This window comes from Streptomyces sp. NPDC041940, assembly GCF_055589465.1.
The window spans coordinates 151,571-177,386 of sequence record NZ_JBVJBP010000002.1 but is presented as its reverse complement, the minus strand read 5'-3'; the positions used below and the strand labels follow the sequence as shown (position 1 = coordinate 177,386).

Below are 25,816 nucleotides of genomic sequence, written 5' to 3'. Positions count from 1 at the left end.
GCTTTCCTCTTTTCGTCTTCAATTGGTTCGCAAAGATGCGCACTCCGCTCTTTGCCCCCTCCCCCCCACCCCCCCCTCTCCTCCCTTTTCCCGGCCCCCCCCCGGCCCGGCCGGGTTTCTTTTCTGGTCACTCGTAAACGGCTGGCACGTGCAGCTTGTCCCAGGACTTCCGGCCCGGGATGCCGTCGGCGTCAGGGCCGCCGAATCCGAGCTTGCGCTGCCACTTGGCGTACGACTTCTGGTCCGCCTGACTCCACTGCGAGTCGGGCCCGCCGGAGTACGCGGAGCAGTTCTCCTCGATGAGGCGGTAGCCCATGGCCTCGATGACCGGACTGGTCACCGACGCTTGGAAGAAGTCTGCGCCTGGAAAGGGCTCGTACTCACCGTCCGTTTCCGGTTCCTGGGGCGGGGCCACGCGTATCCGCTGGTCGGGGTAGATCTTATTTCGGTCCTTGATCTGCGGGTTCCATGCCATGAGCTGGTCCACCGTCACATGGAACATGCGCCCGATCTTGGTGAGGTTGTCGCCGGTTTTCACTACGTAGAACTGTGTTGTCTTTTCCATGCATCCACCGTAGATGAATTTCCGGAAATTAAGAAGTGGAGAATTCCGTTTCGATTTCACTTTTTGATTCGGAAACTGCTTTCGCCGGAAGGGACTTCCGCCTGACGGAAGGCCCGTTGCGGCGCCCGGAACGCCGCCTGGACGATGTCGGCACCACCAGAGACGGGAGCCGACCCCCATGCCTCACACCACCGCCTTCGCCAGGAACCAGTGGTACGTCGCCGCCTACAGTCACGAGGTCGGGCGGGAGCTGCTCGGCCGGACGATCCTCGGTGAGACGCTCGTGCTGTACCGGACCGAGGAGGACGGCACGCCGGTCGTCCTGCACGACCGGTGTGTGCACCGCCGGTACCCGCTGTCCGAGGCACCGACCCGTCTCGACGGCGACCGGATCGTGTGCGGGTACCACGGGTTCACGTACGACACGACCGGTACGTGCGTGTACGTGCCGGGGCAGAAACGGGTGCCGCGCACCGCCCGGCTCGCCTCGTACCCCGTCGTCGAGCAGGACTCGCTGATCTGGGTGTGGATCGGCGACCCGGCGCTCGCCGACCCCCAGACCATCCCCCGGGCCAGGCACCTGGACTCCCCCGGCTGGGTCACCGTGCGCGGCATGGAGCCCATCGACTGCGACTACGGCCTGCTCGTCGACAACCTCCTCGACCTCTCCCACGAGACGTATCTGCACGGCGGGTACATCGGCACCCCCGAGGTCGCCGAGACGCCGATCACCACGGAGGTCGACGAGGGCGCCGGGATCGTCCGGGTGAGCCGGCACATGGACGACGCCGAGTGCCCGCCGTTCTACGCCAAGTCCACCGGCATAGCAGGCCGGATCACCCGCTGGCAGGACATCGAGTACCACACCCCCTGCCTGTATCTGCTGCACAGCCGCATCGCCCCGGTCGGGGTGGTGCCCGAGCCGGACGGCAGCGACCCCAACGGCTTCCACACGGAGATCACATACGCGATCACTCCGTCCGGCGACGGCAAGGTGTACGACTTCTGGGCCGTCTCGCGCGACTGGGCGACGGACGACGCCGAGGTCACCGAGTTCCTGCGGGGCAACAACCACACGGTCGTGATGCAGGACGTCACCGCGCTCAACCTGCTGCAGAAGACGCTGGGCACCGAGCGCACCGGCTATCAGGAGCTCAGCATCAACATCGACACCGGTGGCCTGGCCGCCCGCCGTATCCTCGCCCGGCTGGTCGAGGAGGGCGACAAGCCCCTGGAGAAGGTCCAGTGACGTCGCCCTCTTCGTTCAGGACCGGCGAGATCTACCGCATCGACTGGCTGCCCGGCACCGACGTCCTGCACGGCACCTGTCACTGCGGCCGTGAACACACCGCGCAGGACCCGGTCGAGATGTGGGAGTGGATGCTCGCCCACCCCCAGGGACACTCCGTCCACGAGCCGCGAGGGAACAGCTCATGAGCGTGTACGAAGCCGAACTCGTCGTTGAGCGGCGGGAGTCCGCCGCCGACGGCGTGCTCGCCCTCACCCTGCGCCACCCGCTGGGCGAGCCGCTCCCGGACTGGGAACCGGGCGCCCACATCGACGTCGTGCTCGGCCCCGGCCTGGAGCGGCAGTACTCGCTGTGCGGCGATCCGGCGGACCGGTCGGCCTGGCGGATCGCGGTGCTGCGCGAGCCGGACGGGCGGGGCGGATCGGCCCATGTGCACGAGCGGGTGGGGCCGGGCGACAAGGTCCGGGTGCGCGGCCCCCGCAACAACTTCGGCCTGGAGCCCGCTCCGCGCTACCGGTTCGTCGCGGGCGGGATCGGCATCACGCCGATCCTGCCGATGCTGGCGGCGGCCGAGGCCTCGGGCGCCGAATGGACGCTGCTGTACGGCGGTCGCAGCCGCCGGTCCATGGCGTTCGGCGAGGAACTGGGCCGGTACGGCGACCGGGTGACCCTCGCGCCCGAGGACGAGACGGGGCTGCTGGACCTGCCCTCGCTGCTGGACGACGTACCCGAGGGCACGCTCGTCTACTGCTGCGGACCCGGCCCGCTGCTGGACGCGGTGGAGGCCCGGAGCCCGTCCGGGGTGCTGCGCGTCGAGCGGTTCCGGCCGAAGGAGCGGGAGACGGACGGCGACACCGCGTTCGAGGTGGAGCTGGCGCGGAGCGGCAGGACGCTCGCCGTCGCGCCGGACGTGTCGGTGCTCGACACCGTGCGCGCCGCCGGGATCGAGGTGCTGTACTCCTGCGCCGAGGGCACCTGCGGCACCTGCGAGACCGATGTCCTGGAGGGCGAACCGGACCACCGCGACTCGGTCCTCACCGACGACGAACGCGCGGCGGGCGAGACCATGCTCATCTGCGTGTCCCGCTGCCGTGGGAAGCGGCTCGTGCTGGACCTGTGATCCGGACGGTCAGGGCGCTGCCCACAGGCCCCGGACATGCCCGAGGTGCCGGGTCATCACCGTCCGCACGGCCTCCTCGTCCCGGGCGAGCAGCGCGTCCAGGATCTCCAGGTGCTCCTCCGCCGACGCCTCCAGCCGCCCCTGCCCGGCGAGCGCGGTCAGCCCGTACAGCCGGGAGCGGCGCCTGAGGTCCCGTACGACGTCGACGAGATGGTCGTTGCCGGCGAGGGCCAGCAGGCCGAGGTGGAAGCGCAGGTCGGCCTCGACGTAGGCGATGAGGTCGCCGGCCGCCGCGGAGGTGACGATCTCCTGGGCGACCGGGCGCAGGGCCTCCAGCGCCACGGGGTCGGCGGTGACGGCCAGGCCCGCCGTCGTGGGGATCTCGATCAGCGCCCGGATGTGGGTGTACTCGTCGAGTTGCCGCTCGGAGACGGCGGTGACCCGGAAGCCCTTGTTGGGGACGGTGTCGACCAGTCCCTCCTTGGCGAGGTCGAGCATGGCCTCGCGCACGGGGGTCGCGGAGACGCCGAAGCGGGCGGCGAGGCCGGGCGCCGAGTAGACCTCGCCGGGGCGCAGTTCACCGGCGATCAGGGCGGCCCGCAGCGCGTCCGCGACCCGCTCCCGGTGGCTGGGCTTCCTGCTGCCCAGCAGGGGCAGGGCGGGGGTGTGCCGCGGGGCAGCCATGACGGTCGCGGTTTCCTCTCGTGGTCGGGGTCTACAGGACGAATCCGGCGGGGAACGGGTCGTCGGGGTCCAGCAGGTACTGGGCGGTGCCCGTGATCCAGGCGCGTCCGGTGAAGCTGGGCAGCACGGCCGGGCGTCCGGCGACCTCGGTCGTGCCGAGCAGTCTGCCGGTGAACCGGGTACCGATGAAGGACTCGTTCACGAACTCGGTGTGCAGCGGGAGCTCGCCGCGCGCGTGCAGCTGTGCCATGCGGGCGCTGGTGCCCGTGCCGCAGGGCGAGCGGTCGAACCAGCCGGGGTGGATGGCCATGGCGTGCCGGGAGCGGCGGGCGGTGGAGCCGGGGGCGGCCAGATAGACGTGGTGGAGGCCGTGGATGGACGGGTCCTCCGGGTGGACGGGCGGGTCCTCGTCGTTGACGGCGGCCATGAGGGACAGCCCGGCGGCGAGGATCTCGTCCTTGCGGGTCCGGTCGAAGGGCAGGCCGAACCGCTCCAGCGGCAGGATGGCGTAGAAGTTGCCGCCGAAGGCGAGGTCGTAGGTCACCGTCCGCCCGTCGGCGAGGGTGGCCTTTCGGTCGAGGGCGACCGCGAAGGAGGGCACGTTCTGGAGGGTGACCGCCTTGGCTACGCCGTCCTCGACGGCCACCTCGGCGACGACCGGGCCCGCCGGGGTGTCGAGCCGGATGGTGGTGACCGGCTCGGTGACCTCGACCATGCCGGTCTCGACGAGCACGGTCGCCACGCCGATCGTGCCGTGCCCGCACATCGGCAGATAGCCGGAGACCTCGATGTAGACGACGCCCCAGTCGCAGTCGGGGCGGGTCGGCGGCTGGAGGATCGCGCCGCTCATGGCGGAGTGGCCGCGCGGCTCGTTCATCAGCAACTGCTTGATGTCGTCGCGGTGTTCGCGGAACCACAGCCGCCGCTCGTTCATGGTGGCGCCCGGGATGGTGCCGATGCCGCCCGTGATCACCCGGGTGGGCATGCCCTCGGTGTGCGAGTCGACGGCGTGCAGGACGAGTCCGCTGCGCATGGTCCCTATGCCAATCCGGCCGCTACGGCCTTCTCGGTGGCGGCCCGGACGGCGGCCTCCTGCTCGGGCAGCAACGGCACGCGCGGCGGGCGGCAGGGGCCTCCGTGGCGGCCGACGAGGTCCATGGAGAGCTTGATGGCCTGGACGAACTCCACCCGCGAGTCCCACCGCAGCAGCGGATGCAGCTGCCGGTACAGGCCCCGCGCGGTGTCGAGGTCGCCGTCGACGGCCGCGTGGTACAGCTCGACGGAGGCCTTCGGCAGCGCGTTCGGGTAGCCCGCGACCCAGCCCTTGGCGCCCGCGACGGCCAGCTCCAGCAGGACGTCGTCCGCGCCGATCAGCAGGTCCAGTTCGGGGGCGAGTTCGGCGATCCGGTACGCCCGGCGGACATCGCCGGAGAACTCCTTCACGCCCCGGATGTGCCCCTCGCCGTGCAGCCGGGCGAGCAGTTCGGGCACCAGGTCGACCTTGGTGTCGATCGGGTTGTTGTACGCCACGACCGGCAGGCCGGCCTTCGCGACCTCGGCGTAGTGGGCGACGACGGACCGCTCGTCGGCACGGTAGGCGTTCGGCGGCAGCAGCATCACCGCCGCGCAGCCCGCCTCGCCCGCCTGTTCGGCCCAGCGCCGGGACTCGGCGGACCCGTAGGCGGCGACGCCGGGCATGACGCGCTGCCCGCCGATCGCGGCGACGGCCGTCTCGACGACCCGGGCGCGCTCCTCGGGGGTGAGCACCTGGTACTCGCCGAGGGAGCCGTTCGGCACGACGCCGTCACAGCCGTTCTCGACGAGCCAGGCGCAGTGTTCGGCGTAGCGGTCGTGGTTCACGGAGAGGTCGTCGTTCAGCGGGAGCGCGGTGGCGACGAGGACGCCGCGCCAGGGGCGGTGATCGGTCATGACTGTCCCTCCTGGGGATGCTGCCGTGCGAGGACGCCGAGCGGTACGGGTCGGGCGAGGGGCCTTCTGGCCGGGGTGGGCGGGCATCCGGCGAGACCGGCGACCGCGCCGGCGCACATCCGGCCCTGGCACCAGCCCATCCCGGCCCGGGTGAGCAGCTTCACGGTGCGCACGTCGCCCGCCCCGAGGTCCAGGGCGTCGCGCACGGCACCGGCGGTGACCTCCTCGCAGCGGCAGACCACGGTGTCGTCGGTGATCTGCTCGGGCCAGTGCGCGGGCGGCGCGTAGGCGGCGTCGAGAGCGGCGGCGGATCTCCCGAGCTTCGTACGGGCCTTGAGAGCGGCGGGCGCCGGGTCGGGGGCGGTGCCGTGCAGGTGCGCGGCGGCGGAGCACCCGGCGATGTGGCCCTCGGCGAGCGCGAGGGCAGCGCCGCCGATGCCGGTGGCCTCACCGGCCGCCCACACGCCGGGCACGTCCGTGCGCTGCTCGGTGTCGACGGCCACGGTGAGCCCGTCGAGGCCGCAGCCGAGGCCCTCCGCCAGGTCGGTGTGCGGGAGCATGCCGTGCCCGACGGCCAGGGTGTCGCAGGGCAGGTGCCGCTCGGTGCCGGTCCTGACGCGTCCGTCGCTGTCGAGGGCGGCGACGGTGACGCCGCTCAGCCGGTCGTCGCCGTGGGCGCGGACGACGGTGTGCCGGGCGAGGAACGGCACGCGGTGGCGCAGCAGCCGGGCGGCGTATCCGGCGCCCTCGGGGAGCTTGCCGGCCAGGGCCGGTCCGTGGCGGGCGAGGCGCCCCGGGTCGACGGCCTCGACGAGCGCGGCGACCTCCACCCCGGCCGCGGCGAGCCCGGTCGCCACGGGCAGCAGCAGCGGCCCGGTCCCGGCCACGACGGCTCGGCGCCCCGGCACCACCAGGCCGCCCTTGAGCATGGCCTGGGCACCCCCGGCGGTGACGACGCCCGGCAGGGTCCAGCCGGGGAAGGGCAGCACCTGCTCGTAGCCGCCGGTGGCCAGCAGCACGGCGCGGGCCCGCACCTCGGCCGGCTCCTCCTGCTCCGGCCCGAGCAGCGCGTGCACGAGGAAGCCGTCGGACACCTTTTCGACGCACCACACATGATGATCGGTCAGCACCCGTACGGCACTGGCGGCGAGTCCGTCGCGCAGCCGCTCCCAGGTCCGCCACTGATGGTGGAGCGCCTCGGGGCGCCCGGCGCCGAGTCCGGCGGCGGGCTGCCGGTAGAACTGCCCGCCGGGCTCCGTCGCCGCGTCGACGAGCGCGACCCGCGTGCCCCGCGCGGACGCCGCCAGGGAGGCGGCGAGGCCGGCCGGTCCGGCCCCGATCACGACCAGGTCAGTCCGCATGGCGCACCCCCTCATGGCCCGTCCCCTCCTGGGTGCCGATCACGTCCCCCGGCCGTACCGGCACCAGACAGGCACGTCGGTTGGGGCGGCCGTTGACGGTCACCAGACAGTCGAAGCAGACGCCGATCCCGCAGAACACCCCGCGTGGACGGCCCTCGGCCCGGGTGGCGCGCCAGGAGGTGACGCCCGCCGCCCACAGCACGGCGGCGACCGTCTGCCCGGGCAGCGCCTCGACGGGGCGCCCGTCGAACGTGACCGTGAAGGCGGGGCCGGGCCTGGCCCCCGCCAGCTCCAGCGGATTCACTCGGCCTCCTCGGTGAAGCGGTCGGGCCGGAACGGGCCGAGGTCCAGGTCCGGCGCCTGCCCGGTCAGCGCCTGGGCGATCAGCCGGCCCGTGCCGGTGGCGAGACCGATGCCCGCGCCCTCGTGCCCGCAGGCGTGGAGCAGCCCGGGTGCCCGGGGGTCCGGGCCGATCGCGGGCAGATGGTCCGGCAGATACGGCCGGAAGCCCACGTACGTGCGCAGGGCCCGGACTTCGGCGAGGAAGGGGAAGAGGTCGGTCGCGCCCGCCGCCAGCGCGCGCAGTGCCGGGAGCGACAACGACCGGTCGAAGCCGACCCGTTCGCGGCTGGCGCCGATCAGGACCGGCCCGGCGGGTGTGCCCTCCACCACCGGGGAGGTCTGCAGCGCCGACGAGTCGCTCGCGACATCGCCCACGTAGTCGGCGGCGTACACCTTGTGCCGGATACGGGGCGGCAGCGGCTCGGTGACCAGGACGAAGCCGCGCCGGGGCAGCACGGGCAGGGACACGCCCGCGCGGGCCGCGACCTCGCCGCCCCAGGTGCCGGCCGCGTTGACGACGGCCGGGGCGTGGAGGTCGCCCCGGTCGGTCCGCACGCCGCGCACGGCACCGCCGGGCCCCCGCAGCACCGCGGTCACCTCCCGGCCGGTGAGCAGCCGGGCGTTCGAGGCGCGCAGCAGGTGCGCCGCCGCGAGGGCGGGCATCACCTGGGCGTCCTGCGGGTAGTGCATGCCGCCCGCGAGGCCGGGGGCCAGGTACGGCTCCAGGTCGGGAAGCCGGTCGGGCGGCACGGGGACGGCCTCGACCCCGGCCGCGCGCTGCCCGGCGGCGAGTTCCTCGAGACCGGCCAGTGCCCCGTCGGTGCCGGCGACGACGACACCGCCCTTGGCCTCGTACTCGACCGCCTTCCCCAGCCCCTCCCGGGCCAGTTCGGCCCAGAGCCGGGCGGACAGCAGGGCGAGTTCGAGCTCCGGTCCGGGTTCCTTGTCGGAGACGAGGAGGTTGCCCTCCCCCGCGCCGGTCGTGCCGCCGGCCACCGCGCCCCGGTCCACCACGACGGCATCGAGGCCGGCACGGGCCGCGTACAAGGCACAGGCGGCGCCGACCACTCCGGCTCCGACCACCACGACATCGCAGGTCAGCGACTCGCTCACGCCAGTACTATGTCACACATCACATCGTCTGGGAATGGGGCGAACGCCGGTCGGGCGAGGCCGGAAGCGCTCAGTCGGCCGCCGGTACGACCCTCAGGTGGGAGGCGGTACGACGGGTCCCGCGCTCCCTGGACGGGGTGCGGCGGGTCTCGCGCGGCACGAACGTGAACCGGGTGCAGCCCAGTTCCTCGAGCGTCCTGGACGTCTCGACGACGACCCGGCACTCGGTGGCACCCCGGCGCGGGTCCGGGTGCAGCAGCGGGCGTACGGCACCGTCGTGCTCGACGGCGCCCTCGCCGACCGAGCGGATCCAGTGCGGCAGGCCCTGCCGGTACGCCGCCTCCATGATCGGGTCCTGGGCGATGTCACGGCGGATGGCCTGGAGCCCGTGGTCGGGGCCGTGGCTCTCCACGGTGCGCGCGAAGTGCGCGAGCATCGGCAGACACCAGCTCGACTCGTGCTCGCCGAGCACCGTGGGGGCGTCGGGGTGGAACAGCACGAACCTGAGGAAGTTGTCGCCCGGCATGGCCGTCGGGTGCGGACCCACGCCGACGAAAAGTGACCGGAACGCGCTATTGGTCAGCGCCACGTCCCAGCCGTGGTCGACGACGAGCGAGGGGGAGGAGACGGCCTCCAGAAGCCCGGCGTAGTCCTCCAGATAGGCCTGGGCCTCTGGAGTCTCGGCGACGGGCCGCGGTGCCGGCCGCTGCCCTCCTGCCTGATATGCCATCGGGAGGTCACCCCTCTTGCCTGTGCGGCCTTGACGCGGCGCCCCGATCCTGCTGCCCGGAGCTGAGGCGTGTCAACTATCGTGGCATTTCGTGCCTGTTGACGGCTGAAATTGGCCACAGTTGTGGCGAGACCTGGATGTGAGTTCGAAGCACCGGCTACGCTCCGGGAAGTTCACGCCGGGGAAAGTCACGGCATCCACTTGTGAGAAGCCTGTGAGAGACGTAGGAGATCTGTCGGTGACGGGTGGCTTCGTCGAAAGTCCGGGCGCCACGCAGACGGCCGTGCTACCGGCCGTCGCCTCCCGTGTCACCGCGCTCGCGGACCGGCTCGGCGTGCCGCACGCCGAGGTCTTCGGCATCGGCCGGCTGTCCGTCGCCTCCGGGGTTCCGGAGCCGGTGGTGAAGGCCCTGCTCTGCGGCAGGCCCGCGGGCGAGCCCGATGTGCAGGCCCGGTTCCTGCAGCGCCTGGACCTGCTGCGCCGGACCCGGCTCAAGCCCACCGGCCGCAGGTACACCCAGCAGGAGATCGCCGACGGCGCGGGCATGTCCCGGCAGCAGGCCGGCGCCCTCATCAACGGCGACCGGCGGCCGACCATGGAGCACTGCGACGCCCTCCAGCGGTTCTTCCGGGTGCACGCCGGTTTCCTGACGGCGGAGGACCCCGAGGCGCTCGTGAGCGCCCTCCAGCACATCGAGCAGGAGCTGTTGCAGAAGCTCGCCGACCGCGAGCGGGAGGCGGCCGCGGCGGCCGACGACCCGCTGGAGCGGCTGTTGCAGGACCACGGCGTGCGCGGCATCGCCTGGCGGGCCGCGCAGCTGCCCACCGACCAGCACCGTGACAAGGTCGCGGAGTGGCTGGACATGCTCCTGGAGAGCGTCAAGCGGCCCGATTCGTGACCGTGGGGAGAACTGTGGGCATCGGTAAGGAAATGCGCCGCCTGTGCGGCGAGCTGGTCGCGGAGCTGACCCTCCCCGCGCCGGCACGGCCCGACGACCTGTACGCCGCGCTGTGCGACGCCATGAGCAGACGCCGCGGCCGGCCGGTCCACTTCCGTACGGCCGCCTTCCCGATCGGGACCGCCAGCGGGCTGTGGCTCGACATGGCCGAGCAGGACCTCGTCGTGATCGAGGAACGCACCGCGCCGGACCACCAGTTGGTGATCCTGGGCCACGAGCTGTGGCACATGAACGCCGGGCACTGCTCCCACCACGTCGAGGGCGCCGCGGTCGCGGCCCGGCTGCTCGACGACACCGCCGATCTCCAGGCGACGGTCCTGAAGGTCGCGGCACGCACCCGCTTCGACCAGGACGAGGAGAAGGAGGCCGAGAGCTTCGGTCTGCTGCTGGCCAGCAAGTGCCGTGCGTGGCTCGCCGGTTCGTCGTCGCGGGGGCCGGTGCAGCGGGATCATCTGGCGGGGCGGATCGAGGCGTCGCTGGGGTACCGGGGACCGCAGGGCTGACGGGGCGTCCGGGTTCTTCCGCCGAGCGGGCGAACCGGGGGGCGGCGGGGCCGGATTGTCAGTGGTGGACGGCAAGCTGGAGGTGCGCCCTTTCTGTGCGGGGCGTGCGTGCCGCATGGCGCGGGACCGATGACGCCGACACGGGGAGAGCCGACCGATGCAGACCGCCGTACTGACCGACCGTGAGCGCACCGCCGTCCAGGCCTATCTGCGACTGCTGCACACCGTCCGGGCCGCGTTCGACCTGGAGACCGGCAGCCGTCCCGCGATGGTGCCGCCCGCCGTTCTCGCCGAGGCGGAGGCGGCTCTCGAGCGGGCGGGGCTGACCGGGAACGAGGAGGAGTTCTTCCGGCTGCTGCGGAGTTGGTGTCCCGAGTCGTAGCAGGTGCGAGGTGCGGGCTGTTCGGGGTTGTTCGCGCAGTTCCCCGCGCCCCTGAGAGGCTCGCGGCGCCTCAGGGGTGCGGTACCGCGACGGCCGTTGCCACCAGGCCGCGAGACGTCGTCCAGCGGCCCTCGAAGCGGTCGACTCGGCGGCCGCCCACCAGGGGCCCGGGGACGAGGAGTGCCGCGCTGAAGCCGCCGTCGACGGAGATCTCGATGTCCGCCTCCATGAAGTCCAGCCACTTCCCGGTGAGGGGGAACCACGCCTTGTAGACGGACTCCTTCGCGCTGAACAGCAGCCGGTCCCAGTGGACGTCGGGCCGCTCGGCCGCCAGCCGGCGCAGCCGCTCCGCCTCGGACGGCAGGGACACCGACGGCAGGACCCCCTCGGGCAGCGGCCCGTGGAACTCGGCGTCGATACCGAGGGAGGCCAGGTCGGCGGCGCGGACCAGGGCGGCGGCACAGTAGCCGTCGCAGTGCGTCATGCTGCCGGCCAGCCCGGCCGGCCAGCCCGGGGCGCCGCGCTCCCCGGGCAGGATCGGCTGCGGCGGCACACCGAGCTTCTCCATGGCGCGCCGGGCGCAGGAGCGTACGACGGCGAACTCCCGCCGGCGCTTGGCGACCGCCCGCGCCACGAGCGCCGCCTCCTCGGGGTACAGCGGGGTGTCCGCGCCGTCCTGGCCGTAGGCCTCGACGGTGACCACGCTCGCGGGCAGCAGTTCCTCGATCACCTCTCCTCGCCCTCCCTCGGCAGGATGCGCCGCAGCCGCCCCGGCGGCTCGGACCGCTTGCGCCACTCGCGGGGATAGCCCACCGACACCTCCTCGAAGCGCACGCCCTCGTGCCAGGTGGTGCGAGGGATGTGCAGGTGGCCGTAGACCATCGTGTGGACGCGGAACCTGCGGTGCCAGTCGGCGGTCAGGCCGGTGCCGCACCACATGGCGAACTCGGGGTGCCACAGGACGTCCATCGGGTGCCGGTCCAGTGGGTAGTGGTTGACGGGGATCACGGGCAGGTCGACGGGCAGCTCGGCGAGTCTGCGCTCGGTCTCGGCGACCCGGGCCCGGCACCAGGCCTCCCGGCTCGGGTACGGGTCGGGGTGCAGCAGATACTCGTCGGAGCACACGATCCCCGTGCCGTGGGCGTACTCCAGGCCCTGCTCCTTGGTCGTGCACCCGGCCGGCAGGAACGAGTAGTCGTACAGGAGGAACAGCGGGGCGACGGCCACCGGGCCGCCGGCGCCCTCCCAGACGGGATAGGGGTCCTCGGGGGTCGTCACGCCGAGTTCCCGGCACAGCTCGACCAGATACTCGTATCGGGCGACGCCCCGCAGGGTGACGGAGTCGCTCGGATGGGTCCACAGCTCGTGGTTCCCGGGCACCCAGACGACCTTGCGGAAGCGGCCCGCGAGTGTCTTGAGGGTCCAGCGGATGTCGGCCACGGTCTCCGCGACGTCACCGGCCACGAGCAGCCAGTCGTCGTCCGTCACGGGCGCCATGCGCTCGACCAGGGCGCGGTTGTCCGGATAGCCGATGTGCAGATCGCTGATGGCCAGCAGCTGTCCGGCACCACCGGCCGTCGATGTCACCCTTCATCCCCCTCCGCACACACGAACGCCACCAAGAGATCACATCCCGGCGTCCGGGGACAAGACCGGCCGGATGGCCGCGCCGGGAGGAATCCTTCACACGCGCGTTGCACGGGAGAGCCCGCCGAAGCCGTATGATCGGCCGCAACACCACCGCTGAGAACATCCCTTCACAGGGGCGGTTTGGTGTACCCACATTCCTCCTGCCCGGGCACGGGCTGCTCAGCCCTGCCCGCGAACCGTGAAAGGCGGCCTGCATGGTCTCTCGCGTACGCGTCTGGCTCAACCGCACGTACGCGGAGAACGTGTTCTTCATGGATCAGCTGCGGAGAAATCCCAGCGACCGGGCCGTCGAGATCCATGCCACCCACGGCGACCCCGACTCCCCCGTGCTGGCCGCCGCCGACACCGCCGAGCTGGAGCCCGAGGGCCTGTCCCCGGCCGGGTACGTCGAGTACGCGCTGGCCCAGTGCGCGCGGCGCGGCATCGACGTGTTCGTGCCCCGGCTGCACCAGTCGGCGATCGTGGCCCACCGCGCCGAGTTCGAGGCGGCCGGCACGGCGGTGCTGGCGCCCCCGCCCGAGGCGGTGGCCGTCTTCCACGACAAGGTGATCGCCTACGAGGCGGTCCAGGCGATCGGCGTGCCGGTGCCGCCGTGGTACCGGGTCCGCTCGGAGGACGAACTGGTCGCCGCCGTCGAGGAGTTGGAGGCAGGCGGGCACAAGGCGTGCTTCAAGCCGGCGTCCGGAGCGGGCGGTGTGGGCTTTCGCGTGATCACGCGCTCGTCCTTCTCGCTGTCGCAGCTCGACGGGTTCCCCAGCCCGTACGTGCCGCTCGATCTGGTGCTGGAGGCGCTGCGGCAGGCCGAGGAGCCGGTGGACTGGCTGGTGATGCCGCGCCTGGAGCAGCCCGAGGTCTCCGTGGACTGCCTGACCGGTCCGGACAACCGGGTCCGTATGGCCGTGGGCCGCACCAAGAACGGCCGCCGCCGGGGCTTCACGCTGCACGAGCAGTGGCTGGACCCGGCCCGGCGGCTCGCGGAGAGCTTCGGTCTGCACTACCTGTCCAACATCCAGTTCCGGATGTTCGGCGACCGTCCGGTCCTGATGGACGTCAACACCCGCCCGGCCGGCGGCCTGCACCAGCTGTCCCTGTGCGGGATCAACGCCCCCTGGGCGGCTGTGCGGCTGGCGCTCGGCGAGGATCCGGGCGAGGTGGTTCCGCCGTTCCTGGGCCAGGACTACACGGTGGTGTCGGGGCCGCGCCCGCTCCGTCCTGTGGCGCTGCCGCAGCAGCGGGCGGAGGCGGCCGAGCCGCTGCCGCCGGTGCCGGTCGACTCCGTCGGGGCGGCCCCACAGGCCGCGGTCGGGGCGCTGCCCCTCTAGGCCCCGCCGGCTTCCGCTACGCGCTGTACCCCCATGCCTGGGCCAGTTCCTGCAGGCGTGGGGGCAGTTCGACGTCCGGGTCGGCGGTGCGGGCCGTCTGGATGCGGCCGGACTTGATGGTGCTGGACCAGTCGCCGAGCTGGGGGCGGAAGGTGCCGTGGTCCTTGCTGCCGTAGTCGAGCATGCCGGGCTCCCAGGACACGCCGAGGTGGTCGCAGATGCCGCGGGTGACCTGCTCCGGTTCGGCGGTCAGCTCCTCGTACGTGATCACGTGCGGGTCGAGGTTCCGGCGGGCCTCCTCGAGCTTCTCGCTGTACTCGAGGACCTCGGCGCGGACGGCCTCGTGATCGGGGTCGGCGCGGCGGCTGGTGAGGGAGGCGACGACCGCGCCGGGGTGGCGGAGCAGCAGGATGTAGCGGGCGTTGGGCCAACATCGGCGCAGGCGGGGCCAGATGAGAGTGTTCGGCGGGGTCTTGTCGACGATGACGTCCTTGCCGCTGCGGGTGAGTTCGAGGTGCAGCACCCGGTCCCACAGCACGTGTTCCAGTTCGTCCTTGTCGAGGTGCAGTGCCTGCATGGCGTCCGCCGTGAAGTCGCGGGACAGGCTGACGTGCACGGTGCGCAGATGCATCTCGTGCGGGGCGCGGATGCGGCTGTGGCTGTTCAGCAGGACGCGCAGCAGGGTCGAACCGGAGCGCACCGACGACAGCACGAAGACGGGCGAGTCCACGAGCCGGGGAGCGGTCGGGGCGGTGTAGGTGTCGGTGTCGGTGTCCGGGCGGGGGCCGGGGATGGCGTCGAGGTTCCGGCGCGGGGGACTGACCGCCTCTATCACCAGCCTTCCGCGACGCTTCAGTCCCTTGCCGATGACGGACATACGCGGGTCTCGCACGGTGACACCTTTCTTTCGCTGTACGTTCCGATCCCAGGGGGACCGGGCGAACCGCAGGTGTCGGGCAGGCGAACCGGCCTGCTCGGGGACGTCCACATACCGTCCGTGAGCAGGCCTTTTACAGCTTTCTTAAACTTTCGTCAGAACCGGCCAGCACCGCGGTACAGCTCCAGTTCCCCTTCCAGTTCGACGGCCAGCACCGTGGCGTACGGGTCGAGGTCCGCGGCCGCCGGAGGTTCGATCCAGAGGATGCCGGGTGTCTCGTGCAGGCCGCCGGTGACGCGGTGGGGCAGTTCCGTGCCGCTGCCCAGGACCGAGACCCGGCGGACCTTGCTGAGCAGACCGCGGACGTTGATCTCGGCGCGTGGGGCGTCGAACACGGTCAGGTAGAGGGTGCGGCGGTCCGGGGAGAGGGTGCTCGGGCCGTAGTGGTGGCCGGGCGGGAGCCCCCGGACGGTGCCGTACACCGCTTCGGCGTGCCGGGCGATCCAGGCGCCGAGTCCTTCCAGCCGCTCCGCCTGCTCGGCGGGGATGGTGCCGTCCTCCCGCGGGCCGACGCTGAGGAGCAGATTGCCTCCGCCGCCGATGGTCTCGGTGAAGTAGCGGATCAGCTGGTCGACGGACTTGTGGTGGTGGTCGTGGTGCTGGTGGCCCCAGGAGTCGTTGATCGTGAGGCAGAGTTCCCAGGGGCCCTCCGGCGGGATGACGGGCGCGCCCTGTTCGGGGGTGGCGTAGTCGCCCTCGCTGAGCATGCGGGCGTTGAAGACGACGTCCGGGACCTCGGAGCGGATGAGGGCGGCGAGTTCGGGGATGCGCCACTGCTCCTCGCTGCGGTCCCACTCGCCGTCGAACCACAGCAGGTCGGGCTTGTAGCGTGACGTCAGCTCCCGCAGCTGGCCGTCCCGGTAGGCGAGGAAGCGTTCCCAGGCGTCCAGGTCCTCGAACTCGGCGGCGACCTCGGAGTAGCGGTTGTCCTCCAGCTCCGGCGGGCGGCCGGGCTTGCGGGTGGAGGCGTAGTCGGGGTGGCTCCAGTCCGAGTGCGAGTAGTAGAGGCCGACCTTGAGACCCTGCTCGCGCAGGGCGTCCGCGTAGCCGGCGATCAGATCGCGGCCCACGTTCAGGTCGCCGTGGGCGCTGTCCCACAGGGCGACGCCGTCGTGGTGGCGGCTGGTCAGCACGGCGTACCGGGCACCGGCCCGCGCGAAGAGCCCGGCCCAGTCGCGCGGGTCGTAGCGGGAGGCCGTGAAGCGGCCGAACTGGGACATGTACCGGTCGTAGGGGACGATGTCGTCGTAGAACGACCAGGACTCCTGCACGCCGTCGACGGCGTAGATGCCCCAGTGGATGAAGATCCCGAGCTTGGCGTCGCTGAACCAGGGTTGTATGGCCATGGGTCAGCCCCTGCGCAGACGCAGTGTGAGGATCTGGAAGGGCCGCAGGGTGACGGAGACACCGCCGTCGGCGAGGTCCGCGTCCTCGGTCGGCCGCTCCAGCAGGTCGGTGATCTGTGCGCCGGCGAGCGGGAAGCCGGTGCGCAGGACGCCCTGGGCGCGGCCGCCGCGGGACTCGTAGAGCCGTACGACGACGTCGCCCGAGGTGTCGTCGGCGAGCTTGACCGCCTCGACGGTCACGCCCTCGCCCTCGACGGAGACGACCGGTGCGGGGGCGCCCTCCGCTTCGGCCACGCGGAGCGGCAGGTTGAGGGCGTAGCCCTCGGCGACGGCGTCCTCGATGGTCGCGCCGGGCAGCAGCGCGTAGGTGAAGCGGTGGCGGCCCTGGTCGGCCTCGGGGTCCGGGATGCGCGGGGCGCGGACCAGGCTGAGGCGGACGGTGGTCGTGGTGCCTCCCCCAGCCTCCGGCCGGGGGGACCCCCAACTCGCTTCGCTCGCCTCGCGGACCGTGCGGGAGACGTCGTGGCCGTAGGTCGAGTCGTTGATGACGGCGACGCCGTAGCCGGGTTCGCCGAGGTGCACCCAGCGGTGACCAGAGACCTCGAAGCGGGCCGCCTCCCAGCTGGTGTTGGTGTGGGTGGGCCGCTGGATGTGGCCGAACTGGATCTCGGCGGAGGAGTGCGGGGCGCGGATGTCGACCGGGAAGGCCGCCTTGAGGATCTTCTCGGTCTCGTGCCAGTCGATGTCCGTCTCGATGTCGATCCGGGGGCTGCCGGCGCGGACGGTGATCGTCTGGGTGATCGTGGAGCCCTGGCCGAAGGACCGCTCGACGCGGACCGCGCCGACCAGCGGGTCCTGCTCGACGACCGTGACGGACGAGGCGTCGAGGAGGTCCGTGTAGCGGTTCTGGTAGTGCTTGTCGATGTCCCAGGCGTCCCAGTAGTTGGGCAGGTCGGTGTGCAGGCGCAGCAGGTTGCCCGCATCGGCCAGGACCTCGCGGTTCGCGCGCAGGTCGCGCACGGACGACAGGGTGCCGTCCTCGGCGATCTCCACCCGGACCAGCCCGTTGTCGAGCACCCGGCCGCTCACCGTCACGGGCTGCGCGGGCCGGGCGTCGGCGAGGGGCGCGGAGCCGCTCGCGGGGACCTCCACGTACACCGGCGTGCCGTCGGCGGTGCGGACCACCTCGGCACGGTCGTAGGGGCTGGTGTTGAAGGCACGGGGTCCGCCGGCGCCGAGGGCGGCGAGGGCCGCGGCCGTGAGCTCCTTGAGCTCACCCGCCACACGGGCGTACTCGGCCTCGGCCTCGCGGTGTACCCAGGCGATGGACGAGCCGGGCAGGATGTCGTGGAACTGGTGCAGCAGCACCGTCTTCCAGAGCCGGTCCAGCTTCTCGTGGGGGTAGGCGTACCCGGGTGCGTGCAGGGCGGCCGTCGTCGCCCACAGTTCGGCCTCGCGCAGGAGGTGCTCGGAGCGGCGGTTGCCCTGCTTGGTGCGGGCCTGGGAGGTGTAGGTGGCGCGGTGCAGCTCCAGGTAGAGCTCGCCGACCCAGACGGGCGCGTCGGGGTACTCCTCGCGGGCCTTGGCGAAGAACTCGTCGGGGTGTTCGACGACGACCTTCGCGGAGCCCTCCAGGTCCGCCAGCCGGCGGGCGCGTTCCATGATCTCGCGGGTGGGGCCGCCACCGCCGTCGCCCCAGCCGAAGGGGGCCAGGGAGCGGGAGGCGCCGCCCTTCTCCGAGTAGTTGCGGACCGCGCGGGACATCTCCTCGCCGCTGAAGCGGGCGTTGTAGGTGTCGACGGGCGGGAAGTGGGTGAAGATGCGGGTGCCGTCGATGCCCTCCCACCAGAAGGTGTGGTGGGGGAACTTGTTGGTCTGGTTCCAGGAGATCTTCTGGGTGAGGAACCACTCGTTGCCGGCGAGCTTGGCGATCTGCGGGTAGGCCGCGTTGTAGCCGAAGGAGTCCGGCAGCCACACGCCCTTGGTCTCGATGCCGAAGTGGTCCATGAAGAACCGCTTGCCGTGGACGAACTGGCGGGCGACGGCCTCGCCGCCGGGCAGGTTGCCGTCGGACTCGACCCACATGCCGCCGACCGGCGCCCACTGGCCCTTCTTGACCGACTCCTGGATGCGGGCCCACACCTTGGGGTAGTTGTCGCGCACCCATTCGTACTGCTGGGCCTGGGAGCAGGCGAAGATGAAGTCGTCGTACTCGTCGGCCAGGGACGTGACGTTGGAGAACGTGCGGGACGTCTTGCGCTTGGTCTCGCGGATCGGCCAGAGCCAGGCGGAGTCGATGTGGGCGTGGCCGACGCCGGAGATCGTGTGCGCGCTGGCGTGCGCGGGCCTGGAAAGGACCGGCTGCAGCGCTTCACGCACCGAAGAGGCGGAGCCGGAGACGTCGTCCAGGTCGAGCAGGTCCAGCGCCCGGTCGAGCGCGTGGGCGATCTCGTGCCGGCGCGGGTCGTGCTCGCCCAGCTCCAGCATCAGCTCGCGCAGCACCTGGACGTCGAGGTCGAGGTGCCAGACCTCCTCGTCGAGGACGGCGATGTCGGCGGCACGGAAGGTGTAGAGCGGCTTGTCGCCGGCGGTCAGCTTGTCGCCGAGCGGGGTGATCTTCGAGAAGTTGTCCGCGAGGATGTCCGGGTTGGAGGCGGCCTCGACGAGGTAGTCGACCGTCTCCCCGCCCGTCGCCGGGTTGGCGATCGCCACGTACTGGTTGAGCGGGTTGACGGCCTTCAGCGGGGTGCCGTCCGTGAGGTGCACGAGGGCCTCGGCCTGGTTGCCGGGCCAGTCGCCCACGAACCCGAGGTCGATGACGGCCTCGACGCGCTTGCCGGCCCACTCGGCGGGCACCTCGCCGCGCATGCGGAACCAGGTGGTGCCCCAGGGCGGGCCCCAGGGGGTGCCCATGGCGAAGGGCTCGTAGGAGGCGGCGGCGGCCTCCTCGAACGGGACCGGCTCCCCCGGTGCCTGCCAGGCCTCCACCTCGAAGGGGACGGTGGCCGCGTAGATCGCGGTCTTGATGCGCTGGTCGTGGAGGCGCTGCACGCGCTCCTCGATGCGGCGGCTTTCGTCGTGCATGAAGTGTCTCCAGGAAGCGGGAAGAGCGGGAGGGAAAGCGCTTACCGAACGGCTCTCACCTAAGGTACGTGAGCCCCGGGTGGACCTCGGTGTAGCCCTCGACCAGCCGGCGGGCCACATTGACGGAGTCGACGAGCGGGTGCAGCGCGAAGGCCTTCACGGCGCTCGCCCGCGAGCCGGAGTCGGCGGCGGACAGCACCTCGCGCTCGACGGCCTTGACCGCGCAGACCAGCCCGGTGGCGTGGTCGGGCAGCGGCTCGACGGTGACGGGGTGGGCGCCGTTGGCGTCGACGAGGCAGGGCACCTCGATGACGGCGTCGGTGTCCAGGACCGACAGGGTGCGCCGGTTGCGGACGTTGAGGATCAGGGTGGTGCGCTCGTCCCGGGCGATGGCCCGCATCAGGGCGAGGGCCACCTTCTCGTAGCCGCCGGACAGATCGTCCTCGTCGCGTTCGCCGGCGCCCGCCGTCTCACGGTTCTCGGCCATGTAGGTGGCCTCGCGTTCGGCGCGGGTGTCGTCCCAGACCTTCCACGCGGGGGCGTCCGGGTTCCTCATCTCGGCGTAGAAGCGGGCCTGCTGGTCGCGCAGGAAGGCGCCGCGGGTCTTCTCGGCCTGCTGGTAGGCCCGTACGGCCTCACGGTTGAAGTAGTAGTAGTGCAGGTACTCGTTGGGGATCGCGCCCAGGGACCGCAGCCAGTCGGGGCCGAAGAGCTTGCCCTCCTCGAAGGAGCCGAGCAGGTCGGGGTCGGCGAGCAGCCGTGGGAGTTCGTCACGGCCGGCCACGTGGAGGCCGCGCACCCAGCCGAGGTGGTTGAGACCGACGTAGTCGATCCAGGCTTCCTTCGGGTTCGCGCCGAGCACGCGGGCGATGCGGCGGCCGAGGCCGACCGGGGAGTCGCAGATGCCGATGACGCGGTCGCCGAGGTGGCGGGACATGGCCTCGGTGACCAGGCCGGCCGGGTTGGTGAAGTTGATGACCCAGGCGCCCGGCGCCAGGCGGGCGACCCGCCGCGCGATGTCGACGGCGACCGGGACCGTGCGCAGGCCGTAGGCGATGCCGCCCGCGCCGACCGTCTCCTGGCCGAGGACGCCCTCGGCCAGGGCCACCCGCTCGTCGTTCGCACGGCCCTCCAGGCCGCCGACGCGGATCGCGGAGAACACGAAGTCGGCGCCGCGCAGGGCCTCGTCCAGGTCGGTGGTGGCGGTCACCTCGGGCGCGTCCTGAACACCTGCGGCCTGCTCGGCGAGCACGCGGGTCACCGCGGACAGCCTGCCCGCGTCCAGATCGTGCAGGACGACGTGCGTCACCCGGCCCTCGGCGTGGTCCTGGAGGAGCGCCCCGTACACCAGTGGCACGCGGAATCCTCCGCCGCCCAGAATCGTCAGCTTCACCCTTGCACCTTTCCCGCCACGACGACCTCGACGCCCGCCTCCTGCAAGGAGGCCCGCGTCGCCGTGTCGACCGGCGCGTTCGTCACCACCACGTCCAGGTCCTCGGGACCGCAGACCTTCGCCATCCCGTGTCCGGGGAACTTCGCCGTGTCCGCGAGCAGGGCGACCTTCTCACTGGCCTTGATCATGGCTCGCTTGACCGGCACCTCCACGACCGTCGTGTCCATGACCTGCCCGCCGGGCCGTACACCGCTGGTGCCGAGGAAGAGCCAGTCGGCGTGCAGCTGGCGCAGGTTGTCCTCGGTGAGGAAGCCGACCAGGGAGCGGTACTCGCGGCGGACCATGCCGCCGAGCAGGACCAGTTCGATGCCCTCGTCGTCGGCGAGTTCCTCGTAGACCACCAGGTTGCTGGTGATCACGGTCAGCCGGCGGCCGTGCAGTTGCCGGGCCAGGCGGTAGGCGGTCGTCCCGATGTCCAGCAGGACCGACTGGCCGTCCTCGACGAGCGCCGCGGCGCGCTCGGCTATGGCGTCCTTCTCGGACACGCGCACCTCGGCGACCTCGGCGAAGGGCTGGTCGCCCTCCTCCACCACGGCGCCTCCGTGCACGCGGGTGAGAAGACCGTCTTCTTCCAGTTTGACCAGGTCACGCCTGATAGTGGCGGGGCTCACACCCAGCCGCTCGGAGAGGTCGGTCACAGCCGCGGGGCCTCCGGAGCGAAGGGCCCGCAGGATGAGTTGGTGTCGTCGTTCTGCCAGCACGGCCGGAACACTACTCGTCATCTTCAATCATTTCCATGCTCAGTTCTGCTCGGGTATTGACCAATCTCCCGGAGCAGCGCACGATTCCGGTCACGGAAATGAAGAGTTTTGACGATCTCCGTCGAACTCGAGCGAGAGGACACATCCGTGGACGACGACCGGCCCGATGTGCTGCTGACCGGGCTGCTCTTCTACGACCTCGTCCTCACGGGGCTCGGCAAGCCGCCGACGCCCGGCGAGGAGATCTGGACCGAGGGCATGGGCTGCGGCCCGGGCGGCATCGCGAACCTCGCGGTGGCGGCCTCCCGCTTCGGCCTCAGGACGTCCCTCGCCACCGTGTTCGGCGACGACTTCTACGGCGAGCACTGCCGTGACGTCCTGTGCGACCAGGAGGGCATCGACCTCTCGCTCTCCCGGACGGCGGACGGCTGGCCGACCCCGGTCACCGTCTCCGTCGCCTTCGGCCACGACCGCGCCCTGCTCACCCATGGCCAGGAGCCGCCGTACTCGCAGGACGTGCTGATGGGCGACCCGCCCGCGGCGCGTACCGCCCTGGTTCACCTCGAGGCCGAGCCGCGCGAGTGGCTCGCCAAGGCCGCCGCGAACGGCACGCAGGTCTACGCCGACGTCGGCTGGGACCCCACCCAGGAGTGGCCGACCGCTCTCCTGGAGCAGCTGGCCCTGTGCCACGCCTTCCTCCCGAACGAGACGGAGGCCATGGCCTACACCCGCACCGACAGCGCGGTGGCCGCGCTCGGCACGCTGTCCGAACTGGTGCCGGTCGCCGTGGTCACCCGGGGCGGGGACGGCGCGCTGGCCGTCGACCAGATCACCGGCGAGTACGCGGACGTGCCCGCCCTCGACGTCGACGTGCTCGACGCGACGGGTGCCGGGGACGTCTTCGGCGCCGCCTTCGTCACCGCCTCGCTCGGCGGCTGGCCGCTGGCGGAGCGGCTGCGGTTCGCGGTCCTCGCGGCCGGGCTGTCCGTCGGACACCACGGCGGGGCGCTGGCCGCCCCCGGCTGGTACGGCGTGCACCGCTGGTGGCACTCCCTGACCGATCCCGAACTGAAGCGGTCGTACGGCTTCCTGGCCGACCGGCTCCCGGTGAACCCCGGGCCGGCGGTCGCGTACGCCCCCCTCACCCCGCCGGCCCCTCACACGTCCGTCGGCCCACGCGCCTCCGAACGGCGGCACTGATCCCCGCACCCCTCTCCACGTCGAACAGCAACAACAGGAGTGACCCGTGGACCTTTCCCGCAGACGCTTCCTCCAGGCCGCCGCGTTCACCGCGGCCGCCTCCGGTCTGACCGTGGCATGCGGCAACGGCTCGGATTCGGCCAGCGGCAAGAACGGCAAGAACCTCACCTTGTGGTACTGGGGAGGCGGGCTCAGCGACAAGGTGGTCGCCGAGGCGAAGACGCACTTCGGCAAGGAGGTGAAGCTGACCGTCGCCTCCATCGGCGGCGACTTCAAGTCGAAGCTCACCACCACCCTCGCGGCGGGCACCTCCGTGCCCGACATCACCGGCGTCAAGGGCGAGGACATGGCGTCCTTCCTGCCGAACGCGGGCCGCTTCCTCGACCTGAACGACCTGGGCTTCAAGGACGTCTCGTCCCAGTACCTGGACTGGAAGACCAAGCTCGCCCGGACCGAGGACGGCAAGCAGATCGGCTTCCCGATCGACATCGGCCCCACCGCGCTCTTCTACCGGGCGGACCTGTTCGACAAGGCCGGGCTGCCCACCGACCCCGACAAGGTCGCCGCTCAGGCGGGGACCTGGGAGGACTACTTCGCGCTCGGCACCGAGCTGAAGAACAAGCTGCCGGGCATCTACCTGGTCAACAACATCAGCTCAGTGTTCGACATGGTGGTCGGGCAGGGCACCGAGCGGTTCATCGACAAGGACAACCGCTTCATCGGCGACCAGGACCACATCCGCAAGGCGTGGACGACCGCGGTCCGCCCCTACACCCTCGGGCTCGACGCCAAGATCAACGACAACACCTGGAACGCCGCCGTCGGCAAGAGCCTCGGCACCGAACTCGGTGCGGCCTGGCACGCGCTGGACATCGAGCAGGCGGCCCCGAAGACCAAGGGCAAGTGGCGGGTCTGCGCGATGCCCGGCGGTCCGGCCAACCAGGGCGGCTCCTACCTGGCCCTGCCCAAGCAGTGCCGGAACCCCGAAGAGGCGTTCAAGATCATCAGCTGGATCCTCAGCCCGGAGAACGACGCCCGCGGCTTCGCCGACGCCGCGATCTTCCCCGCCGCGCCGGCCGCGTACTCCATGCCGGCCATGACGGGCGGCGACCCCTTCTTCGGCGGGCAGAAGGTCATCGAGGTGTTCGGCCCGGCCGCCAAGGCCATACCGGCCAGCTACGAAGCACCCGCGGACGCCGCCGTCATGGCTCCCTTCAAGACCGAGCTGACCAGCATCGAGGCCAAGGGCAAGAAGCCCGACGCCGCCTGGCAGGACGCGGTCAGCCAGGCCAAGCAGATCGCCCGCCGCCAGGGGGTGAGCTGAGCGATGGCCTCACCTCCGGTCACCGGCCCCGCTGCGGTGCCCCGGCGCCACGGCGGGCCGGGCCCGGCCCGCTTCCGCCCCCGGCGCACCCCGCCGGCGGGCGCCGTACGGCCGAGACGTCGCGGTGTGCTGTCCTACTGGCGGCAGTACCTGGCGATCTCGCCCTTCTTCCTGATCTTCGGCGTCTTCTCGTTCGTCCCGGTCTTCTACTCGCTGTACCTGGCCTTCCAGCGCTGGGACGGCCTGGGCACCATCCAGTTCGTCGGTCTTCAGCAGTTCCGTTTCCTCTGGGACGACCCGGTCTTCTGGATGTCGATCCGCAACACCCTGGTGATCTGGGTGCTGTCCACCGTCCCCACCCTGTTCGGCGCCCTGGTGCTCGCGACGCTGCTGCACTCGGTGCGGCGCTTCAAGGGCTTCTACCGCATCGCCCTCTACATCCCGAACGTCACCTCGATCGTCGCCGTGTCGATCTTCTTCGGCGCGGTGTTCAGCAACAACTTCGGCCTGGTCAACGCCATTCTGGGCACGGTCGGCATCTCACCCGTGCCGTGGCTGAGCAATCCGTGGCTGATCAAGCTGGTCATCGCACTGCTGATGACCTGGATGTGGACCGGCTACAACATGATCATCTACCTGGCCGGCCTCCAGGCCATCCCCACGCAGATCTACGAGGCGGCCAGGCTGGACGGCGCCGGTCCGATCCGTACGTTCTTCCAGATCACCATGCCGATCATGCGGCCCATCATCCTGTTCACGGTCGTCATCTCGACCATCAACGGCCTGCAGAGCTTCAGCGAGCCCCAGGTCCTGTTCGGCAGCAACGCCGCCAACCCGAACCTCGGCGGCCCGGGCCAGGCGGGCCTGACCACGCTGCTGTACTTCTACCAGTCGGCCTTCGTCAACAACGACTACGGCTACGGCGCGGCCATCGTGTGGGCCTTCTTCGTACTGATCATGGTGCTGGTCGTCATCAACTGGCGCGTCGTCCAGCGCGGGAGGAAGTCATGACCGCAGTGGTCAAGAGGCGGTCCCCGCGTCCCAAGGGGCTGACCGCGCACATACTCCTCGGCCTGGCCGTGCTGATCTCGGTCTTCCCGTTCATCTGGACGATCGTCATGGCGACGAACACCACCGAGGACATCTACAAGAGCCCGCCGAAACTGACATTCGGATCCCATCTGCTGGAGAACGTCCGGCACGTGCTCGACACCATCGACTTCTTCGGGTCGATGCTGAACACGGTCCTCGTCGCCTCCGTGACCACTGTCCTGGTGCTGTTCGTCGACTCCCTGGCGGCGTTCGCCTTCGCCAAGTTCGACTTCCCCGGGCGCAGGGTGCTGTTCGCCATGCTGGTGGGGTTCATGATGCTGCCGCTCCAGCTGGCCGTCCTGCCGCAGTTCATCCTGATATCCGACATCGGCTGGGTCGGCACCCTCAAGGCACTGGTCCTGCCCGCTCTCGCCAACGCCTTCGGCATCTTCTGGCTGCGCCAGTACATCGAGAACGGCGTCCCGGACGAACTCCTCGACGCCGCGCGCATCGACGGCGCCGGCTTCTTCCGCCAGTACTGGAACATCGTGCTGCCGATGATCAAGCCCGCGCTGTCCTTCCTCGCGATCTACGCCTTCGTCGGCGCCTGGAACGACTACATCTGGCCCCTCGTCGTGCTCACCGACCCCAGCCACCTCACCCTCCAGGTGACGCTCGCCCAGCTCCACGTCGGCCACACGACCGACTACAGCATGGTCATGGCCGGTGTGCTCATGGCGTCGCTCCCGCTGGTCGTGGTGTTCACCATCTTCGCCCGCGGGTTCATCGCGGGCGCCACGGAGGGAGCGGTCCAGGGAAGCTGAGGGCCGC

26 protein-coding genes are annotated in these 25,816 nt (G+C 71.3%); 11 read left to right on the top strand and 15 right to left on the bottom strand.

Annotated elements, in window-relative coordinates; genetic code table 11:
* Positions 1-127: 127 nt before the first annotated feature.
* On the bottom strand, positions 128-565 hold the full coding sequence (locus ACZ6I3_RS05445) for a peptidoglycan-binding protein (RefSeq protein WP_469411949.1): 438 nt from the start codon (positions 563-565) through the stop codon (positions 128-130).
* 178 nt (positions 566-743) lie between these two features.
* Between ACZ6I3_RS05445 and ACZ6I3_RS05440 the strand changes: the two genes are divergently transcribed.
* From ACZ6I3_RS05440 to ACZ6I3_RS05430, 3 genes are read left to right on the top strand one after another with little or no spacing between them, the layout of a single operon-like run.
* Positions 744-1,814, top strand: a complete 1,071-nt coding sequence (locus tag ACZ6I3_RS05440) for a Rieske 2Fe-2S domain-containing protein (protein ID WP_469411947.1) — start codon at positions 744-746, stop codon at positions 1,812-1,814.
* Positions 1,811-2,002: a hypothetical protein gene (locus ACZ6I3_RS05435; protein WP_469411945.1), complete on the top strand. Its 192-nt coding sequence runs from the start codon at positions 1,811-1,813 to the stop codon at positions 2,000-2,002. The genes ACZ6I3_RS05440 and ACZ6I3_RS05435 overlap by 4 nt, the downstream gene beginning before the upstream one ends.
* Positions 1,999-2,934 (top strand): PDR/VanB family oxidoreductase, encoded by a 936-nt coding sequence (locus ACZ6I3_RS05430; protein ID WP_469411943.1) that lies wholly within the window; start codon positions 1,999-2,001, stop codon positions 2,932-2,934. The genes ACZ6I3_RS05435 and ACZ6I3_RS05430 overlap by 4 nt, the downstream gene beginning before the upstream one ends.
* Before the next feature lie 9 nt (positions 2,935-2,943).
* Here ACZ6I3_RS05430 and ACZ6I3_RS05425 read toward each other — a convergent pair whose 3' ends face one another.
* The 7 genes from ACZ6I3_RS05425 to ACZ6I3_RS05395 all read right to left on the bottom strand — a co-directional run bounded on the left by ACZ6I3_RS05425 (position 2,944) and on the right by ACZ6I3_RS05395 (position 9,093).
* A complete protein-coding gene (locus ACZ6I3_RS05425; protein ID WP_189726079.1) occupies positions 2,944-3,618 on the bottom strand; it encodes a GntR family transcriptional regulator in 675 nt (224 codons plus the stop codon).
* A gap of 31 nt (positions 3,619-3,649) precedes the next feature.
* Entirely contained in the window at positions 3,650-4,651 is a 1,002-nt protein-coding gene (locus ACZ6I3_RS05420) for a proline racemase family protein (RefSeq protein ID WP_469411941.1), read from the bottom strand.
* 5 nt (positions 4,652-4,656) lie between these two features.
* Entirely contained in the window at positions 4,657-5,547 is an 891-nt protein-coding gene (locus tag ACZ6I3_RS05415; RefSeq protein WP_469411940.1) for a dihydrodipicolinate synthase family protein, read from the bottom strand.
* Positions 5,544-6,908 (bottom strand): FAD-dependent oxidoreductase, encoded by a 1,365-nt coding sequence (locus ACZ6I3_RS05410; protein ID WP_469411938.1) that lies wholly within the window; start codon positions 6,906-6,908, stop codon positions 5,544-5,546. The genes ACZ6I3_RS05415 and ACZ6I3_RS05410 overlap by 4 nt, the downstream gene beginning before the upstream one ends.
* Positions 6,898-7,212: a (2Fe-2S)-binding protein gene (locus ACZ6I3_RS05405; RefSeq protein WP_469411937.1), complete on the bottom strand. Its 315-nt coding sequence runs from the start codon at positions 7,210-7,212 to the stop codon at positions 6,898-6,900. Before ACZ6I3_RS05405 ends, ACZ6I3_RS05410 begins: the two co-directional genes overlap by 11 nt.
* On the bottom strand, positions 7,209-8,363 hold the full coding sequence (locus tag ACZ6I3_RS05400; RefSeq protein WP_469411935.1) for an NAD(P)/FAD-dependent oxidoreductase: 1,155 nt from the start codon (positions 8,361-8,363) through the stop codon (positions 7,209-7,211). Before ACZ6I3_RS05400 ends, ACZ6I3_RS05405 begins: the two co-directional genes overlap by 4 nt.
* Positions 8,364-8,433: 70 nt before the next feature.
* Entirely contained in the window at positions 8,434-9,093 is a 660-nt protein-coding gene (locus tag ACZ6I3_RS05395) for an MmyB family transcriptional regulator (RefSeq protein ID WP_469411933.1), read from the bottom strand.
* A 238-nt stretch (positions 9,094-9,331) separates the two neighbouring features.
* On the opposite strand from ACZ6I3_RS05395, the gene ACZ6I3_RS05390 reads away from it, so the two are divergent.
* From ACZ6I3_RS05390 to ACZ6I3_RS05380, 3 genes are all read left to right on the top strand, one after another.
* Positions 9,332-9,991: a helix-turn-helix domain-containing protein gene (locus tag ACZ6I3_RS05390; RefSeq protein WP_469411931.1), complete on the top strand. Its 660-nt coding sequence runs from the start codon at positions 9,332-9,334 to the stop codon at positions 9,989-9,991.
* A 32-nt stretch (positions 9,992-10,023) separates the two neighbouring features.
* Complete coding sequence (locus ACZ6I3_RS05385) at positions 10,024-10,554, top strand: toxin-antitoxin system, toxin component (protein WP_469412470.1); 531 nt, start codon at positions 10,024-10,026, stop codon at positions 10,552-10,554.
* A gap of 157 nt (positions 10,555-10,711) precedes the next feature.
* Positions 10,712-10,936 carry a hypothetical protein gene (locus tag ACZ6I3_RS05380; protein WP_469411929.1) on the top strand — a complete coding sequence of 75 codons (225 nt, stop codon included), beginning with the start codon at positions 10,712-10,714 and terminating at the stop codon, positions 10,934-10,936.
* A 70-nt stretch (positions 10,937-11,006) separates the two neighbouring features.
* Here ACZ6I3_RS05380 and ACZ6I3_RS05375 read toward each other — a convergent pair whose 3' ends face one another.
* Together ACZ6I3_RS05375 and ACZ6I3_RS05370 are read right to left on the bottom strand one after the other, a co-directional pair.
* The gene (locus tag ACZ6I3_RS05375) at positions 11,007-11,666 is read right to left on the bottom strand and encodes a 4'-phosphopantetheinyl transferase family protein (protein ID WP_469411927.1); all 660 of its coding nucleotides are present in this window, start codon (positions 11,664-11,666) and stop codon (positions 11,007-11,009) included.
* Positions 11,663-12,523: a metallophosphoesterase family protein gene (locus tag ACZ6I3_RS05370; protein WP_469411924.1), complete on the bottom strand. Its 861-nt coding sequence runs from the start codon at positions 12,521-12,523 to the stop codon at positions 11,663-11,665. The genes ACZ6I3_RS05375 and ACZ6I3_RS05370 overlap by 4 nt, the downstream gene beginning before the upstream one ends.
* Before the next feature lie 257 nt (positions 12,524-12,780).
* Between ACZ6I3_RS05370 and ACZ6I3_RS05365 the strand changes: the two genes are divergently transcribed.
* The gene (locus tag ACZ6I3_RS05365; RefSeq protein ID WP_469411922.1) at positions 12,781-13,908 is read left to right on the top strand and encodes an ATP-grasp domain-containing protein; all 1,128 of its coding nucleotides are present in this window, start codon (positions 12,781-12,783) and stop codon (positions 13,906-13,908) included.
* Between the two features lie 16 nt (positions 13,909-13,924).
* Here ACZ6I3_RS05365 and ACZ6I3_RS05360 read toward each other — a convergent pair whose 3' ends face one another.
* From ACZ6I3_RS05360 to ACZ6I3_RS05340, 5 genes are all read right to left on the bottom strand, one after another.
* Complete coding sequence (locus ACZ6I3_RS05360) at positions 13,925-14,800, bottom strand: sulfotransferase family protein (RefSeq protein WP_469411920.1); 876 nt, start codon at positions 14,798-14,800, stop codon at positions 13,925-13,927.
* A 140-nt stretch (positions 14,801-14,940) separates the two neighbouring features.
* On the bottom strand, positions 14,941-16,191 hold the full coding sequence (locus ACZ6I3_RS05355; RefSeq protein ID WP_469411918.1) for an alpha-L-fucosidase: 1,251 nt from the start codon (positions 16,189-16,191) through the stop codon (positions 14,941-14,943).
* A 3-nt stretch (positions 16,192-16,194) separates the two neighbouring features.
* A complete protein-coding gene (locus tag ACZ6I3_RS05350) occupies positions 16,195-19,275 on the bottom strand; it encodes an alpha-mannosidase (protein ID WP_469411916.1) in 3,081 nt (1,026 codons plus the stop codon).
* A gap of 55 nt (positions 19,276-19,330) precedes the next feature.
* On the bottom strand, positions 19,331-20,668 hold the full coding sequence (locus ACZ6I3_RS05345; RefSeq protein ID WP_469411914.1) for a 6-phospho-beta-glucosidase: 1,338 nt from the start codon (positions 20,666-20,668) through the stop codon (positions 19,331-19,333).
* Positions 20,665-21,429 carry a DeoR/GlpR family DNA-binding transcription regulator gene (locus ACZ6I3_RS05340; protein WP_469412468.1) on the bottom strand — a complete coding sequence of 255 codons (765 nt, stop codon included), beginning with the start codon at positions 21,427-21,429 and terminating at the stop codon, positions 20,665-20,667. The genes ACZ6I3_RS05345 and ACZ6I3_RS05340 overlap by 4 nt, the downstream gene beginning before the upstream one ends.
* Positions 21,430-21,576: 147 nt before the next feature.
* Here ACZ6I3_RS05340 and ACZ6I3_RS05335 point away from each other — a divergent pair, with 147 nt between their 5' ends.
* The 4 genes from ACZ6I3_RS05335 (at position 21,577) to ACZ6I3_RS05320 (ending at position 25,809) form a co-directional block, all read left to right on the top strand.
* Entirely contained in the window at positions 21,577-22,629 is a 1,053-nt protein-coding gene (locus tag ACZ6I3_RS05335; protein WP_469411913.1) for a carbohydrate kinase family protein, read from the top strand.
* Positions 22,630-22,675: 46 nt separating this feature from the next.
* Complete coding sequence (locus tag ACZ6I3_RS05330; RefSeq protein WP_469411911.1) at positions 22,676-23,953, top strand: ABC transporter substrate-binding protein; 1,278 nt, start codon at positions 22,676-22,678, stop codon at positions 23,951-23,953.
* 126 nt (positions 23,954-24,079) lie between these two features.
* A complete protein-coding gene (locus ACZ6I3_RS05325) occupies positions 24,080-24,964 on the top strand; it encodes a carbohydrate ABC transporter permease (protein WP_399017283.1) in 885 nt (294 codons plus the stop codon).
* Positions 24,961-25,809, top strand: coding sequence for a carbohydrate ABC transporter permease (locus ACZ6I3_RS05320; RefSeq protein WP_469411909.1), 849 nt, complete (start codon positions 24,961-24,963; stop codon positions 25,807-25,809). Before ACZ6I3_RS05325 ends, ACZ6I3_RS05320 begins: the two co-directional genes overlap by 4 nt.
* Positions 25,810-25,816 lie beyond the last annotated feature (7 nt).

Excerpts from the sequence above, each read along its gene's own strand:
- ACZ6I3_RS05445 (WP_469411949.1), bottom strand. The coding sequence starts at position 565 with ATGGAAAAGACAACACAGTTCTACGTAGTGAAAACCGGCGACAACCTC.
- ACZ6I3_RS05440 (WP_469411947.1), top strand. The coding sequence starts at position 744 with ATGCCTCACACCACCGCCTTCGCCAGGAACCAGTGGTACGTCGCCGCC.
- ACZ6I3_RS05430 (WP_469411943.1), top strand. The coding sequence starts at position 1,999 with ATGAGCGTGTACGAAGCCGAACTCGTCGTTGAGCGGCGGGAGTCCGCC.
- ACZ6I3_RS05425 (WP_189726079.1), bottom strand. The coding sequence starts at position 3,618 with ATGGCTGCCCCGCGGCACACCCCCGCCCTGCCCCTGCTGGGCAGCAGG.
- ACZ6I3_RS05420 (WP_469411941.1), bottom strand. The coding sequence starts at position 4,651 with ATGCGCAGCGGACTCGTCCTGCACGCCGTCGACTCGCACACCGAGGGC.
- ACZ6I3_RS05415 (WP_469411940.1), bottom strand. The coding sequence starts at position 5,547 with ATGACCGATCACCGCCCCTGGCGCGGCGTCCTCGTCGCCACCGCGCTC.
- ACZ6I3_RS05410 (WP_469411938.1), bottom strand. The coding sequence starts at position 6,908 with ATGCGGACTGACCTGGTCGTGATCGGGGCCGGACCGGCCGGCCTCGCC.
- ACZ6I3_RS05395 (WP_469411933.1), bottom strand. The coding sequence starts at position 9,093 with ATGGCATATCAGGCAGGAGGGCAGCGGCCGGCACCGCGGCCCGTCGCC.
- ACZ6I3_RS05385 (WP_469412470.1), top strand. The coding sequence starts at position 10,024 with ATGCGCCGCCTGTGCGGCGAGCTGGTCGCGGAGCTGACCCTCCCCGCG.
- ACZ6I3_RS05380 (WP_469411929.1), top strand. The coding sequence starts at position 10,712 with ATGCAGACCGCCGTACTGACCGACCGTGAGCGCACCGCCGTCCAGGCC.
- ACZ6I3_RS05365 (WP_469411922.1), top strand. The coding sequence starts at position 12,781 with ATGGTCTCTCGCGTACGCGTCTGGCTCAACCGCACGTACGCGGAGAAC.
- ACZ6I3_RS05355 (WP_469411918.1), bottom strand. The coding sequence starts at position 16,191 with ATGGCCATACAACCCTGGTTCAGCGACGCCAAGCTCGGGATCTTCATC.
- ACZ6I3_RS05350 (WP_469411916.1), bottom strand. The coding sequence starts at position 19,275 with ATGCACGACGAAAGCCGCCGCATCGAGGAGCGCGTGCAGCGCCTCCAC.
- ACZ6I3_RS05320 (WP_469411909.1), top strand. The coding sequence starts at position 24,961 with ATGACCGCAGTGGTCAAGAGGCGGTCCCCGCGTCCCAAGGGGCTGACC.